The sequence below is a fragment of the Curtobacterium herbarum genome (assembly GCF_016907335.1).
GTDB classification, from domain to species: domain Bacteria; phylum Actinomycetota; class Actinomycetes; order Actinomycetales; family Microbacteriaceae; genus Curtobacterium; species Curtobacterium herbarum.
This window is the reverse complement of the sequence record NZ_JAFBBT010000001.1, coordinates 2,486,120-2,498,684: the sequence shown is the minus strand read 5'-3', so window position 1 is coordinate 2,498,684 and position 12,565 is coordinate 2,486,120. Positions and strand designations below refer to the sequence as shown.

The window sequence follows — 12,565 nt, the reverse complement described above, 5'->3', positions numbered from 1 at the left end:
CAGGCTCAGACGTCCGCCGCCTGGACGCGGAGGGCCCGTTCGGTGCCCGCGAGGTTCTCGGTGACGATGCGGCGCAGGGCCGGCGTCTCCGGGTGGGCCTCGAGCCACGCCACGGCCGCGTCACGCAGTTCGGTCGACGCCAGCGGCGCGGGGTAGAGCCCCGTGATGACGGTGTCGGCGATGTGGTAGCTGCGCTCGTCCCAGATGCGGGTGATGACGTCGAAGTACCGCGACACGAGGCCCTCGAGCACGACCGGGGAGTTCACGTGCTGGAACCCGATCGTGGTCTGGCGGACGATCGCGTTCGGTGCGTCGTCGGTGTCGACGAGCGACGAGAACGCCGCGAGCTTGCCCTCGGCGGTCGGGATCGTCGCCCGGGCACGGGCGGCGGCCTGCTCGCCGGAGGCCGTGCGGTCGGCGGCGAGCTCGGTGTCGATCTCGTCGTTGCCCGCGGCACCGGCGAGCACGAGGCCCTCGAGCAGCTCCCAGCGGAGGTCGGTGTCCACCTCGAGCCCCTGCAGCGTCACCGAACCGTCACGCAGGCCCTGCAGCGTCGCCACGTGCTCGGGCGTCGAGGGGACCTGTGCGAAGAACTTCACGAACTGGAACTGCGCGTCGGAGCCGGACTCGGCCGTCGACGCGAGCTGCCAGAGGGTGTCGCCCACGGTGCGGACGGTGCTGTCGGACTTCGCCGGGGCGACGTAGTTCCGCGCGGTCAGCAGCAGCTGCGACAGCGTGGTCCGGATCGTCGTCGACTCGGTCTCGGTCGCGATGTTGCCGAGCACCAGGGACACGTAGTCGCTGGCGGGGGACTCGGCGTCGCGGGTGGCGTCCCACACGGCACCCCACACGATCGAGCGGGCGAGCGGGTTCGCGATCGCGGCGAGGTGCTCGATCGCGGTGCGGCGGGACTGCTCGTCGAGGCGGATCTTGGCGTAGGCCAGGTCGTCGTCGTTGAGCAGCACGAGGTCGCCGCGGTGTACGCCGACGAGCTCGGGGACCTCGGTGCGCGGCCCGTCGACGTCGATCTCGACACGGTGCGCCCGCTCGAGCTTGCCGCCGGAGGACGCGGTGTCGGCGCCGAACGGTGCCGAGGCGTCGTTCGTGAAGGCGTAGACACCGATCGCCAGGCGGTGCGGGCGCAGCGTCGGGTGGTCGGCCGGGGCTTCCTGCAGCACCGCGAAGGACGTGATCACGCCGTCGGCGTCGGTCTCGATCTCCGGGCGCAGAGTGTTCACGCCGGCGGTCTCGAGCCAGAGCTTCGACCACTCGCCGAGTTCACGACCGCTGGTGGCCTCGAGCTCCACGAGCAGGTCGGCCAGCTCGGTGTTGGAGTGGTGGTGCTTCTTGAAGTACGCCGAGACGCCCGCGAAGAACGCGTCGATGCCGACCCAGGCGACGAGCTGCTTGAGGACCGAGCCGCCCTTCGCGTAGGTGATGCCGTCGAAGTTGACCTGGACGTCCTCGAGGTCGTTGATCGTCGCGACGATCGGGTGCGTCGAGGGCAGCTGGTCCTGTCGGTAGGCCCAGGACTTCTCCATCGCCTGGAACGTCGTCCAGGCCTCGGTCCACTCGGTGGCCTCGGCGGTGGCGATCGTCGACGCCCACTCGGCGAACGACTCGTTGAGCCACAGGTCGTTCCACCACTTCATGGTGACGAGGTCGCCGAACCACATGTGTGCGAGCTCGTGCAGGATCGTGACGACCCGGCGCTCCTTGATGGCGTCGGTGACCTTCGAGCGGAACACGTAGGTCTCGGTGAACGTCACCGCACCCGCGTTCTCCATCGCGCCGGCGTTGAACTCCGGCACGAAGAGCTGGTCGTACTTCTCGAACGGGTACGCGACGTCGAACTTCTCCTCGAAGTACGCGAAGCCCTTGCGGGTGATGTCGAAGACGTACTCCGGGTCGAGGTACTCGGCCAGCGACTTCCGCGCGAACACCCCGAGCGGGATGGTGCGGCCGTCACGGCTCGTGAGCTCGCTGCGCACGACCTCGTACGGGCCGGCGACGAGGGCGGTGATGTAGCTGGAGATCGTCGCGGTCGGCGGGAACGTCCACGTGGCGTGGTCGCCGTCGACGTGCGGCTCGGGTGTGGGCGCGTTCGACACGACCTGCCAGCGCGCGGGGGCGGTCACCGTGAAGCTGAACTCGGCCTTGAGGTCGGGCTGCTCGAACACGGCGAACATGCGGCGGCTGTCCGGGACCTCGAACTGTGAGTAGAGGTAGACCTCGTCGTCGACGGGGTCCACGAAGCGGTGCAGGCCTTCGCCGGTGTTCGTGTACAGTGCGTCGGCGACGACGACGAGCTCGTTCTGCTCCTGCAGGTCGGCGAGCTGGATGCGGACGCCGTCGTTCACGGCGGCGACGTCGAGGGCCGTGCCGTTCAGGGTGATCGAGTGCACGGTCTTGGTGATGGCGTCGATGAACGTGCTGGCGCCGGGCGTCGCGGTGAAGCGCACGCGGGTGGTGCTGCCGAAGCTGTCGGCGCCGCGGGTCAGGTCGAGTTCGACGTCGTACGTCTGGACGCTGACGATGCCGGCACGTTCCTGGGCTTCGGTTCTGGTGAGGTTCTCTCCGGGCACGGACGCTCCATCTTCGCTGCGGACGCGGACGGTCGATGTCCGCGTGTCGGTGGGTCCCGCTCGGCGTCGTGCGTCGGCGGGACGGCTCGTGACCAGCCTAGCGAGCGGGCGTACGCTGCGATCCGTGACTGACACGACTGTGGAGAACCCTCATGCGACCCGGACTGCTGTGGAGTTCTGGTTCGACCCGACCTGCCCCTGGGCGTGGATGACGAGCCGGTGGGTGGGTGAGGTCGAGCAGCACCGCGACCTCGACGTCACCTGGAACGTGATGAGCCTCTTCGTCCTCAACGAGCACAACGCGGACATGCCCGCCGAGTACCGCGAGGCGATGGAGCGCAACCAGGTCTACTCGCGCCTGGTGACGGCGGCGAAGGCCCGCCACGGACAGGAGGTCGTGAAGCGCCTCTACGACGCACTCGGCGAGCAGATCCACCACCGCCAGCAGAAGGACCCGCAGCAGGTCGTGCCGGCCGTGCTCGAGCAGCTCGGTCTCGAGGCCGACCTCGCCGACGCCGCCTGGACCGACGAGACCGACGCCGCGATGCGCGAGAGCCACCGCGACGGCATCGAGCGTGTCGGCCAGGACGTCGGCACGCCCGTCATCGCGGTCGACGGGGTCGCCTTCTTCGGCCCCGTCATCTCCCCGGCGCCGAAGGGCCAGCAGGCGCTCGACCTCTGGGACGGCGTCGTCGCCGCGGCCCGCTACCCGGGCTTCTTCGAGCTCAAGCGCTCGCGCACGACCGGCCCGGTCTTCGACACGGTCGACTGACGGGAGGCCCGGCCCGGCCCCGCCACGCAGCCTGCGCCCGCCGAGCCTCGGCTCTGCGGACACCGCGCGCCTCCTCGGCGCCGCAGAGTGTCCGCTGGGCCGAGGCTCGGCCCCTGCTGGGGCCGGCCGGCCGGGCCGGCCGGGCCGGCCGGGCCGGCGGGGCCGGCCGGCCCGGCGGCTCAGGCGAGCGGCAACCGCATCAGGGTCAGGTCGAGCCAGCGGTCGGCCTTGCGGCCGACCTCCGGCACGACCGCGACGGTCGTGAAGCCGAGCCGCTCGTGCAGTGCGATCGAGCCCGTGTTGGTGCTGCAGATGCTGGCGATCATGACGTGCCGACCCTCGGCGGTGGCCCGGGCGACGAGCGCTGCCATCAGCGTCGAGGCGATGCCCCGTCCGCGGAACGACTCGACGACGTAGACGCTGTGCTCGACGGTCAGCCGGTACCCCTGCTGTGGCCGCCACCGGGAGTAGGTGGCGTAGCCCGCGACGACCCCGTCGACCTCGGCGACCAGGACCGGCCAGCCGTCGCCCTGCCGTTCGGCGAGCCAGGTGTCGAACCAGGCGCGGGGGTGAGGGACCTCTTGCCAGATCGCGGTCGAGTGCAGGACCGCGTCGACGTGGAGTGCGTGCACGACGTCGAGGTCCGTCGGGGTGCAATCGCGGACCCGGACGGCATCTGTCGCATATGCTGTCGCCATGTCTCACATCGTAGACGAGCTGGAGGGTGCGGACGCAACCCCCGACCGCGACCCGGCTGACGACGGCCGCGACGGCCCTGCCGGCCCCGAGCACCCCGACGACGCCGACCAGCGCCTCCTGGGGGAGCGGCTGCAGCGTCTGCGCACCGAGCGCCGCTGGAGCCTCACCGAGCTCGCCGAGGAGTCCGGCGTCTCCCGCGCCATGATCAACCGCGTCGAGCGGGGCGTCTCGAGTCCGACGGCGACGATCCTCGGCCGTCTCTCCGGAGCGTTCGGCCTGACCGTCTCGCAGCTCCTCGACGAGGCCCTCGAGCACGAGGTCCCGCGCACCAGCGACCCGGACGAGGCCCGCGGTGTGCAGCGTGCCGCCTCGGCCGACTCGTGGACCGACCCGGAGACCGGGTACCGACGCCGTCCGCTGTCGAGTGCGGACTTCCCGGCCGACGTCACCGAGGTCCGCCTGCCCGCCGGCCGCGAGGTCGCCTACCCCGCCAGCGCCTACGCCTTCCTGCGGCACTGCATCTGGGTCGTCGACGGGACGCTCGAACTGCAGGTCGGCGACACCACGACACGGCTCGGCGCCGGTGACCGGATCGAGCTCGGCGAGCCCGCCGACGTGGTGTACCGCACCGCCGGTGACGAGTCGTGCCGGTACGTCGTCGTCGTGGTGCGGCAGCGCTGACGGGAGGCCCGCCCCGGGTCCGGCACCGCGCCTCCCGTCCGACAGGTGGCGGGGTCCGCCCGCCGCAGCCGCGGGAATAGGATCGGTCCATGCGCATCCACGTCGGAACGGACCACGCCGGCCTCGAGTTCACCAAGACCCTCGCCACGCACCTGACCGAAGCGGGGCACGAGGTCGTGGACCACGGGCCGACCGCGTACGAGCCGCTCGACGACTACCCCTCGTTCTGCATCAACGCCGCGCACGCCGTGGTGCAGGACCAGCGCGCCGGGGTCCAGGCCCTCGGCGTCGTGTTCGGTGGGTCGGGCAACGGCGAGCAGATCGCGGCGAACAAGGTCGAGGGCATCCGGGCCGCGCTGGTGTGGAACGAGTCGACCGCGGTCCTCGCCCGCCAGCACAACGACGCGAACGTCATCTCGATCGGGGCGCGCCAGCACACCGAGGACGAGGCCATGCGCTTCGTCGACCTGTTCATCGCCGAACCGTTCTCGGGCGAGGAACGCCACGCCCGTCGCATCGCGCAGCTCGCCGAGTACGAGCAGACCGGCACCATCGCCGGCAAGCAGGTCGACGCGTAGGAACAGGTCGGGGGACACGGCCCGTCAGCGGCACCGGGTAGAACTGGATGCATGCCCGAGGGTCACTCCGTCCACCGAATCGCCAACCAGTTCACCCGCCACTTCGTCGGCAAGCGCTGCGAGGTGTCCAGTCCCCAGGGCCGGTTCGCCGCGGGGGCCGCACAGCTGGACGGCAAGCAGTTGATCGCCTCCCGGGCCGTCGGCAAGCAGATGTTCCTGGAGTTCGAGGACGACCTGTTCCTCCGCGTCCACCTGGGCCTGTACGGGGCGTGGGACTTCGCGGGCGTGATCTCCACGGCCGAGGCGCTGTCGGACGACGACGACCGCGAGGAGTCCCTGTCCTCCATCGGCGCCCCGCGACTCGCCCGCTACCGGATGGCCGAGCAGGAGAAGAACGAGGACCCGATCGAGGCGTTCCCGCCGGACCCGGTCGGCCAGGTGCGCGTACGGCTGCTCACCGAGGACACCGTCGCCGACCTCCGCGGCCCGACCGCCTGTGTCGTCGAGGACCCGGCCGGGGTGCAGCGGGCGCTCGACAAGCTCGGGCCGGACCCGATGAACGACGACGGTCCCGAGGCCGAGAAGGTGTTCGTCGAGAACGTCCGGAAGCGCAACGTGGCGATCGGGCAGCTGCTGATGGACCAGTCCGTGGTGAGCGGAATCGGCAACATCTACCGCGCCGAGCTGCTGTTCCGGCAGCGCATCGACCCGTACAAGGTGGGGAAGAAGATCACCGTCAAGCAGGCGAAGGCGCTCTGGGCGGACTGGTCGAAGCTGCTGCACGACGGCGTCCGCGACGGCCTGATGCTGACGATGGACGGCCTGTCCGACGCCGACCACAAGAAAGCCTTGCGCTCGCGGAAGGACCGGCACTGGGTGTACCACCGCCAGGGCGAACCCTGCCGGGTCTGCGGCACCGAGATCCGGATCGCCGACATGGCCGGCCGCAAGCTCTACTGGTGCCCGAAGGACCAGAAGTAGCCCTGCCGCAAAACGCAACGGTGGCGGCGCTCCGCAAGGGTGTTCCCTCGCGTGACGACGCCACCGTTGCGTTTTGCGGACCTACAGGGCCCGGTGGGTCCAGCGACCGGCGACGGCCGTGGCCAGGACCGGCATCGTGCGGAGTGCGGCCGACGTCGCCGTGAGCGGGTCGGACGGCACCAGGACCAGGTCGGCGACGTCGCCGACGGCCACGCCGACCCGGCCGTCGGTGCTGCCCCGCCACGCGGCGAGCGCGGACATCCGCTGCTCGGGATGCCACGGGCTGCGGCCGTCGCGGTCCCGGCCGACGGCGGCGGCGAGCGCCACCCACGGGTCGAGCGGCGCGACGGGGGCGTCCGACCCGAGCTGCATCCGCGCTCCGGCACGCTCGAGCGACGCGAACGGGAACGCCCGGTCGGTGCGGCCCGCCCAGTGTCGGTCCGCGATGTCACGGTCGTCCATCGCGTGCTCGGGCTGCACCGAGGCGACGACGCCGAGCTGCGCGAACCGGGGGACGTCCGCGGGCTGCAGCAGTTGGGCGTGCTCGATCGTGCCGCGGGTGCCGACGGTCTCGAATGCGTCGAGCGCCAGGGTGACGGCACGGTCGCCGATGGCGTGCACGGCGGGGACGAGTCCGGCGGCGACGGCACGGCGGAGCACGGGGACCAGGTCCTCCGGCGTCCAGGTGAGGAGCCCTGCGCCGTCCGACGTCGCCGCGGTCCGGGTGCCGAGGGACCCGTCCGTGATCACCTTGAACGGCCCCATCGTGAGCAGCCCCCGGGTGCCGGGCACGACGTCGCCGGTGCGGAGGCCGCGTGCGACCACGTCGTCGAGCTCGCCCGGGTACACCCCGGAGGCGACGCGGATGCCGTCCGTGCCGGCCGCGATCCGGCGCGCCCACCGGTCGAGTCCGAAGACCATCTCGAGGTCGACGACCCCGGTCACCCCGCGCTGGGCAGCGGCGTCGACCGCTTCCGCGACGGCGGCATCGAGCAGGTCGTCGGGGACGCGGGAGAGCGCGCCGGTCACGTCGAACGCGTCCTGTTCGCGGAGGACGCCGTCTGCTCCCGCGGGCAGGGCGCGGCCCAGCATGCCGGCGAAGTGCGCGAGGGCGCGCGTGTTGCACCAGACGGCGTGCAGGTCCGCGGCCACGACGACGACCGGGAGGCCCGGGGCGGCCTCATCGAGCAGCTCACGTCGTGCGGGGGTCGGCCAGAGCCCGTCCCGGTAGCCGTGCCCGACGACGACACGGTCCGGCAGCGCGGTCCGGGCGGCGTCGGCGAGGCGGTCGGCGGTCTCCTCGGCGCTCGCGCAGTCCTGCACGTCGACGCGCTGCCGCATCAGGGCCCACTGGTCGAAGTGCACGTGGTGGTCGCGGAGGCCGGGTCCGAGCCAGGCGCCGTCCGCCTCGACGACCTCGACGTCGAGCGAGGTGCCGGTCGGCAGGTCCGCGCTGGTCGGTACGTCGATCGTCCCGGCGGGTCCGATCGCGGCGATCCGTCCGTCGACGACGAGCACGTCGGCCGGGGCGCCGGACGTGCCCACACGGCGGACGGTGCGGAGCAGGACGACCATCACCGCGCCTCCCGCCCGTCGTCCCGCACGTCCGCAGAGCGTGCCCGCACCCGCGCCATCTCGTCCGCCAGCGCCGGCGCCGCGTACGGCCCGTCGGCACGGAGGCCCGCGATCACCCGATCGGCGACCTCGGGCGCCTTGTTCTGGCTGAGCTTCGCGCGCGCGTCGAACCGGGTGACCCGCAGCCGGATGCCGACCGTGCCGCGGGCGATGCGCCGGGCGGTGTCCTCGTCGACGTCGAGCGACACCGGGGACGGCATCGCCCGCTCGAAGTGGTCGACCAGGTCACCGAGGACCCGGAAGTTCTCGTCGTCGGACAGGATCTCCGGCGTGCCCCACAGGTGCGCGGTGGTGTGGTTCCAGGTGGGGACGAACTGCTCCGGCGGGTACCAGGCGGGGGAGACGTAGCCGTGCGGGCCCTGCACGACGACCAGGACCTCGTGGCGGCCGAGCTCGTGCGCGACCTCGTCCGGACGGCCGACGTGGGACACCAGGACGAGCTCGTCGTCGGCGCTCGGCTCGAGCAGGAACGGGTAGTGCGACGCCACCAGCCCCGCGGCCGTGTGCGACACGATCGTCGCCCAGGGGTTCCCGTCGATGAGCCGGCGCACCTCGTCGACCTCGGTCATCAGGAAGGAGGGTGTGTGCCGCATGCGACGAGCGTGGCACATGCCAGGCTGTCCGGCATGGAGAAGCGCGCTGCCTACGAGTCCGTCCTGCCCTACGCCCGTGAGTGGATCGCCTACAAGGTGTGGCAGCTGCGGTTGCCCGGCGTCCAGGTCGCCGTCGGGTTCGAGGGGCAGGAGCTGTTCGCCGACGCCTTCGGGTACGCGGACGTCGAGGCCGGCCGGCGCCTGACGAACAGCGACCTGTTCCGGATCGCCTCGCACTCGAAGACCTTCACGGCCACCGCACTGCTCCAGCTCGCCGACCAGGGTGCCCTGCGCCTCGACGACACCGTCGGCACGTTCGTCCCCGCCCTGGTCGAGGCCGGGTCACCGATCGCCGACGCCACGGTCCGCGAGCTCATGGAGATGGGCGCCGGTGTCGTCCGCGACGGGGCCGACGGCGACCACTGGGCACTGGCACACCCGTTCCCGGACGCCGACGAACTGGTCGCCCTCGTCGTCGCGGGCGGTGCGAAGGTGCCCGTCGGGTCGGCGTTCAACTACTCGAACCTGGGCTACGGCCTGCTCGGCCTGGTCATCGCAGCGGTCACCGGCACCAGCTACGCCGACCACGTCCGCACGGCGATCACCGAGCCGCTCGGCCTCACCGGCACCGGCGCCGAGTTCGACCCGGCGCGCGAGGACGAGTACGTCGTCGGCTACACCGGCCTGCACACCGCCCGGACCCGGCAGCGGGTCCCGCACGTGACGACGGGGGCGCTCGCCGCGGCCACCGGGTTCCACGGCACCGCCTCGGACCTGGTCCGGTACTTCTCCGCCCACGTCCCCGGTCGCGGCTCGCTGCTCTCCGACCACGCCAAGCGCCTGGCCCAGCGGAAGGCGTGGAGCGCCCTGGACAGCGACCCCGCCGCGCGCGGCTACGGCGCCGGGTTCATCGTCGACCGGATCAACGGCCGGGAGGTCCGTGGCCACTCCGGCGGGTTCCCCGGGCAGATCACGCAGTCGGTCTTCGACCCCGCGTCCTCGCTGGTCGTGTCGGTGCTGACGAGCAGCGCCACGGGTCCGGCGACGATGCTGGCGTACGGCATCGTGCACCTGCTCGACGCCGCCGCGGACGAGCACGCCCCCGGGACGCCGGTGCCGGCGGACGTCGACACCGACCGCTACACCGGGCGTTTCACCACGTTCGAGGGCATCACCGACATCGCCCGTGTCGGGGACCGGCTGCTGGCGATCGACCCGACGCAGCCCGTGCCGACCGAGTCGCCGGTGCGCCTGGAGGTCGTCGACGCCGACACGCTGCGGATGGCGTCGGGGAACCGGTTCGGGTCCATCGACGAGGACATCGTGTTCACCCGTGACGACTCCGGCGGGATCGTGTCGGTCCGGGGCGACAGCGGCATGACCCAGCGCCCGTGGTCGGTGCCGGCGGAGTCGCCCGAGGTCGCCGCGGCGCTCGTCTGAGCCCCGGGCCCTCAGATCCGCCGGTCCGCCGGTCCGCCGGTCCGCCGGTCCTCCGGAGTGGGCAAGACGGTCGGCGTCAGCGGACGTCGGCCGTCTCCCACAGCCGCCGGGCACCGTCGCCGACCGGGCGGACCAGCGGCGGCACGAACACCAGCACGGCGCCGATGCACGCCACGAGCAGTGCGGCCTGCGGGACCTCGAACACGGCGGTCAGGGCGTCCTGCGGCGGGATCCAGAGCGTGAAGAGCACCGGCTGGACGACCGTCCACGCGAGCCACACGGCGGCGCCGACGAGCACGGCCCAGGCGGTGACGCGGTGGAAGCGACCGCTCGCAGCACCGGCCGTGCTGCTCACCGTGGTGCTGCTCACCGCGGTGCCCGTCCTGGTGCCCGTCGTGGTGCGGGTCCTGATCCGCACGACGAGCAGGAGTCCGAAGACGAACAGCAGGACCCAGGACACGATGAACAGCACGCTGCGGAGACCCCAGACGGCGCTGGGCACGAGGCTCGCCACCGAGTAGGCCAATGCGGCGAGGGCGAAGACGAGCAGGACGCGGTCACGACCGCGGAGGGCCCGGACCGTCACCAGGGCTGCGGCGACGATGCCGACGACCATCACGATCCGGAACGTGACCGAGTACTGCTCCTGCAGGACGAGGGCGAACTGCAGCCATTCGGCCACCACAGGGAACGCCGGGACGAGTGCGGCGACGACCGCGGCGAGTGCCGTCAGTCGGTCGCGTGTGGTGTCGTGCATGGTTCCCCCTCGTGCTGTCCTGCGTCGTGCTGGGTCGGTGCAGTGTCGGCACTCTACACATCACCGGCTGCTGCGACCAGAGGGTGGCGGAGGGCTGTGGAGAACGGGGGTGGGGACAACCCCACCACGGGTCCGGGAGGCGGCAGGATGGGACCGGGCCCGCTCCTGGGCGAGGCTCGATGCATGACCGACACCGACCGGCTCGACCTGGCTCGCACCGTCCCCCTGGACGATGCCGTGACCTCGCCCGACCACGCCGAGACCGTTCCGCTCGACACCACGACACCGGAAGCGACCATCCCGATGCCCACCGCCCCTGTACCCGGTCCTTCTGGGCCTCCCGGCGCCTGGGACGCGACCCCGCCGGTGTCGGCGACGCCGGCGGGCCCGACGCCGCCGGTGAGCACCCCGCAGCCACCGAAGCCGTCCTCGTCGACCCCGTCCCCATCGGTGCCGACCCCGTCGACGCCCGGCGGGCGCGGTCCGGACGCCCCGATCCGCTCCGGCAGCGGAGGCAGTGGTGGCCGGGCGAGCGCCGGCGCCTTCTACCGGGAGGCCTGGCGTCGGTCGCCGCGGGACTTCGGGTACATGGCCCTGACGGCGGTGCTCCTCTGCACCCTGTACTTCGCGTTCCCCGCGATCCTGGGCATCGGCGGCCTCGGCTCCCGCGACGTCCTCAACCCGTTCACCCTGCTGCTGTTCTTCGTGGCGCTGTTCGTCGCCCGGTGGCTCGGCCAGTTCGAGAAGCTCCGGATGAGCTGGGCCGACCCGCGGCCGATCCGCCCGGTGGACTGGACGCCGAAGTGGCAGCAGAACTGGTGGACGCGCACGGGTTCGGCGGTCGCGAACCCGCACTACTGGCTGTACCTGCTGCACGCGGTCGTCGTCTACCCGCTCGCGGCCATCGTGACCGTCGGCGCCGGGCTGCTGCTGGCGGTCGGGTTCCTCTGGCCGGTCGTCGCGGTGCTCGCCTACGTCGTGGCGGGCACGTTCATGATCGACACCACCCAGGTCGGGTCCGCCGCCGGCCTCGTCTTCCTCGCTCTCCTGTCGATGGCGGCGAGTGTCGTCCTCTTCCCGCTCTGGCTGCGCGGCTCGGTGCTCGCGCACTACTGGATCGACCACGGTCTGCTCGGTGGCTTCCGAGCCGAGGTGCTCGAGGAGCGCGTGGCGGGCCTCCAGGCATCCCGCGCCGGTGCGGTGACGGCCGAGGGGCAGGCGCTCCGGCAGATCGAGCGCGACCTGCACGACGGACCGCAGCAGCGACTCGTCCGACTGCGGATGGACCTGGCCGCGGCCGAGCGGTCGTTCGAGAAGGACCCGGAGCGGGCCAAGCGACTGATCGGTGAGGCGTCGGGTCACGCCCAGGACGCGCTCGATGAGCTCCGGGCGCTGTCCCGCGGATTCGCGCCGCCGATCCTGCTCGACCGCGGCCTGGTCGCCGCCCTCGAGGCGCTCTGCTCCCGCTCGCCGATCCCGGTCGGCCTCGACATCCGCCTGCCCGAGGGCCTGGAGCTCGCGACCGAGATCCAGCGGAACGTGTACTTCACGGTGAGCGAGCTGCTGACGAACACCGCCAAGCACGCCGGTGCCTCGGTGGCCGGGGTGTACCTCGGGCTGCTCGTCGACACCGCGGGCACCTGGTTCCTGACGGTCAGCGTCACGGACGACGGCCGCGGTGGGGCGAGCCCGCGCGAAGGACACGGCATCGAGGGCCTGATGGGCCGGATGCGCGCCCTGGACGGCGAACTGACCGTGTCCAGCCCGCTCGGCGGACCGACCGAGGCGACCGCCCGGATCCCGCTCGGTGCCCTGAACGGCGTGCCCACGCCGCGCACGTGAGC

The 12,565-nt window shown here is 72.2% G+C and carries 11 protein-coding genes; 6 read left to right on the top strand and 5 right to left on the bottom strand.

The genetic code is table 11. From position 1 onward, the window contains the following. Nucleotides 1-5 precede the first annotated feature (5 nt). On the bottom strand, nucleotides 6-2,585 hold the full coding sequence (pepN, locus tag JOD51_RS11870) for an aminopeptidase N (protein WP_204608709.1): 2,580 nt from the start codon (nucleotides 2,583-2,585) through the stop codon (nucleotides 6-8). A 208-nt stretch (nucleotides 2,586-2,793) separates the two neighbouring features. Here pepN and JOD51_RS11865 point away from each other — a divergent pair, with 208 nt between their 5' ends. Then, complete coding sequence (locus JOD51_RS11865) at nucleotides 2,794-3,357, top strand: mycothiol-dependent nitroreductase Rv2466c family protein (protein WP_239540496.1); 564 nt, start codon at nucleotides 2,794-2,796, stop codon at nucleotides 3,355-3,357. Nucleotides 3,358-3,536: 179 nt separating this feature from the next. Here the strand turns inward: JOD51_RS11865 and JOD51_RS11860 are convergent, their stop codons facing one another. Next, the gene (locus JOD51_RS11860) at nucleotides 3,537-4,055 is read right to left on the bottom strand and encodes a GNAT family N-acetyltransferase (protein WP_204608697.1); all 519 of its coding nucleotides are present in this window, start codon (nucleotides 4,053-4,055) and stop codon (nucleotides 3,537-3,539) included. Between JOD51_RS11860 and JOD51_RS11855 the strand changes: the two genes are divergently transcribed. The 3 genes from JOD51_RS11855 to JOD51_RS11845 all read left to right on the top strand — a co-directional run bounded on the left by JOD51_RS11855 (nucleotide 4,054) and on the right by JOD51_RS11845 (nucleotide 6,296). After that, the gene (locus tag JOD51_RS11855; protein ID WP_204608694.1) at nucleotides 4,054-4,737 is read left to right on the top strand and encodes a helix-turn-helix domain-containing protein; all 684 of its coding nucleotides are present in this window, start codon (nucleotides 4,054-4,056) and stop codon (nucleotides 4,735-4,737) included. The two genes, JOD51_RS11860 and JOD51_RS11855, sit on opposite strands and share 2 nt — an antisense overlap. Nucleotides 4,738-4,826: 89 nt before the next feature. Then, a complete protein-coding gene (locus JOD51_RS11850; protein WP_204608691.1) occupies nucleotides 4,827-5,315 on the top strand; it encodes a ribose-5-phosphate isomerase in 489 nt (162 codons plus the stop codon). Nucleotides 5,316-5,366: 51 nt separating this feature from the next. After that, the gene (locus JOD51_RS11845; RefSeq protein ID WP_204608689.1) at nucleotides 5,367-6,296 is read left to right on the top strand and encodes an Fpg/Nei family DNA glycosylase; all 930 of its coding nucleotides are present in this window, start codon (nucleotides 5,367-5,369) and stop codon (nucleotides 6,294-6,296) included. Between the two features lie 81 nt (nucleotides 6,297-6,377). On the opposite strand, the gene JOD51_RS11840 is transcribed toward JOD51_RS11845, so the two are convergent. Continuing rightward, nucleotides 6,378-7,871, bottom strand: coding sequence for an amidohydrolase (locus tag JOD51_RS11840; protein ID WP_204608686.1), 1,494 nt, complete (start codon nucleotides 7,869-7,871; stop codon nucleotides 6,378-6,380). Beyond that, on the bottom strand, nucleotides 7,871-8,524 hold the full coding sequence (locus tag JOD51_RS11835) for an FMN-binding negative transcriptional regulator (RefSeq protein ID WP_204608683.1): 654 nt from the start codon (nucleotides 8,522-8,524) through the stop codon (nucleotides 7,871-7,873). Before JOD51_RS11835 ends, JOD51_RS11840 begins: the two co-directional genes overlap by 1 nt. Before the next feature lie 33 nt (nucleotides 8,525-8,557). Here JOD51_RS11835 and JOD51_RS11830 point away from each other — a divergent pair, with 33 nt between their 5' ends. Then, nucleotides 8,558-9,964: a serine hydrolase domain-containing protein gene (locus JOD51_RS11830; protein WP_204608680.1), complete on the top strand. Its 1,407-nt coding sequence runs from the start codon at nucleotides 8,558-8,560 to the stop codon at nucleotides 9,962-9,964. Between the two features lie 76 nt (nucleotides 9,965-10,040). Here JOD51_RS11830 and JOD51_RS11825 read toward each other — a convergent pair whose 3' ends face one another. After that, a complete protein-coding gene (locus JOD51_RS11825; RefSeq protein ID WP_204608677.1) occupies nucleotides 10,041-10,721 on the bottom strand; it encodes a hypothetical protein in 681 nt (226 codons plus the stop codon). Between the two features lie 183 nt (nucleotides 10,722-10,904). Here JOD51_RS11825 and JOD51_RS11820 point away from each other — a divergent pair, with 183 nt between their 5' ends. Further along, on the top strand, nucleotides 10,905-12,563 hold the full coding sequence (locus tag JOD51_RS11820) for a sensor histidine kinase (protein WP_204608675.1): 1,659 nt from the start codon (nucleotides 10,905-10,907) through the stop codon (nucleotides 12,561-12,563). Nucleotides 12,564-12,565 lie beyond the last annotated feature (2 nt).

What these genes read in the sequence shown, in the direction of transcription:
- JOD51_RS11825 (WP_204608677.1), bottom strand. Translation starts at nt 10,721, where the DNA reads ATGCACGACACCACACGCGACCGACTGACGGCACTCGCCGCGGTCGTC.
- JOD51_RS11840 (WP_204608686.1), bottom strand. Translation starts at nt 7,871, where the DNA reads ATGGTCGTCCTGCTCCGCACCGTCCGCCGTGTGGGCACGTCCGGCGCC.
- JOD51_RS11820 (WP_204608675.1), top strand. Translation starts at nt 10,905, where the DNA reads ATGACCGACACCGACCGGCTCGACCTGGCTCGCACCGTCCCCCTGGAC.
- JOD51_RS11835 (WP_204608683.1), bottom strand. Translation starts at nt 8,524, where the DNA reads ATGCGGCACACACCCTCCTTCCTGATGACCGAGGTCGACGAGGTGCGC.
- JOD51_RS11845 (WP_204608689.1), top strand. Translation starts at nt 5,367, where the DNA reads ATGCCCGAGGGTCACTCCGTCCACCGAATCGCCAACCAGTTCACCCGC.
- JOD51_RS11855 (WP_204608694.1), top strand. Translation starts at nt 4,054, where the DNA reads ATGTCTCACATCGTAGACGAGCTGGAGGGTGCGGACGCAACCCCCGAC.
- JOD51_RS11860 (WP_204608697.1), bottom strand. Translation starts at nt 4,055, where the DNA reads ATGGCGACAGCATATGCGACAGATGCCGTCCGGGTCCGCGATTGCACC.
- JOD51_RS11830 (WP_204608680.1), top strand. Translation starts at nt 8,558, where the DNA reads ATGGAGAAGCGCGCTGCCTACGAGTCCGTCCTGCCCTACGCCCGTGAG.
- JOD51_RS11865 (WP_239540496.1), top strand. Translation starts at nt 2,794, where the DNA reads ATGACGAGCCGGTGGGTGGGTGAGGTCGAGCAGCACCGCGACCTCGAC.
- JOD51_RS11850 (WP_204608691.1), top strand. Translation starts at nt 4,827, where the DNA reads ATGCGCATCCACGTCGGAACGGACCACGCCGGCCTCGAGTTCACCAAG.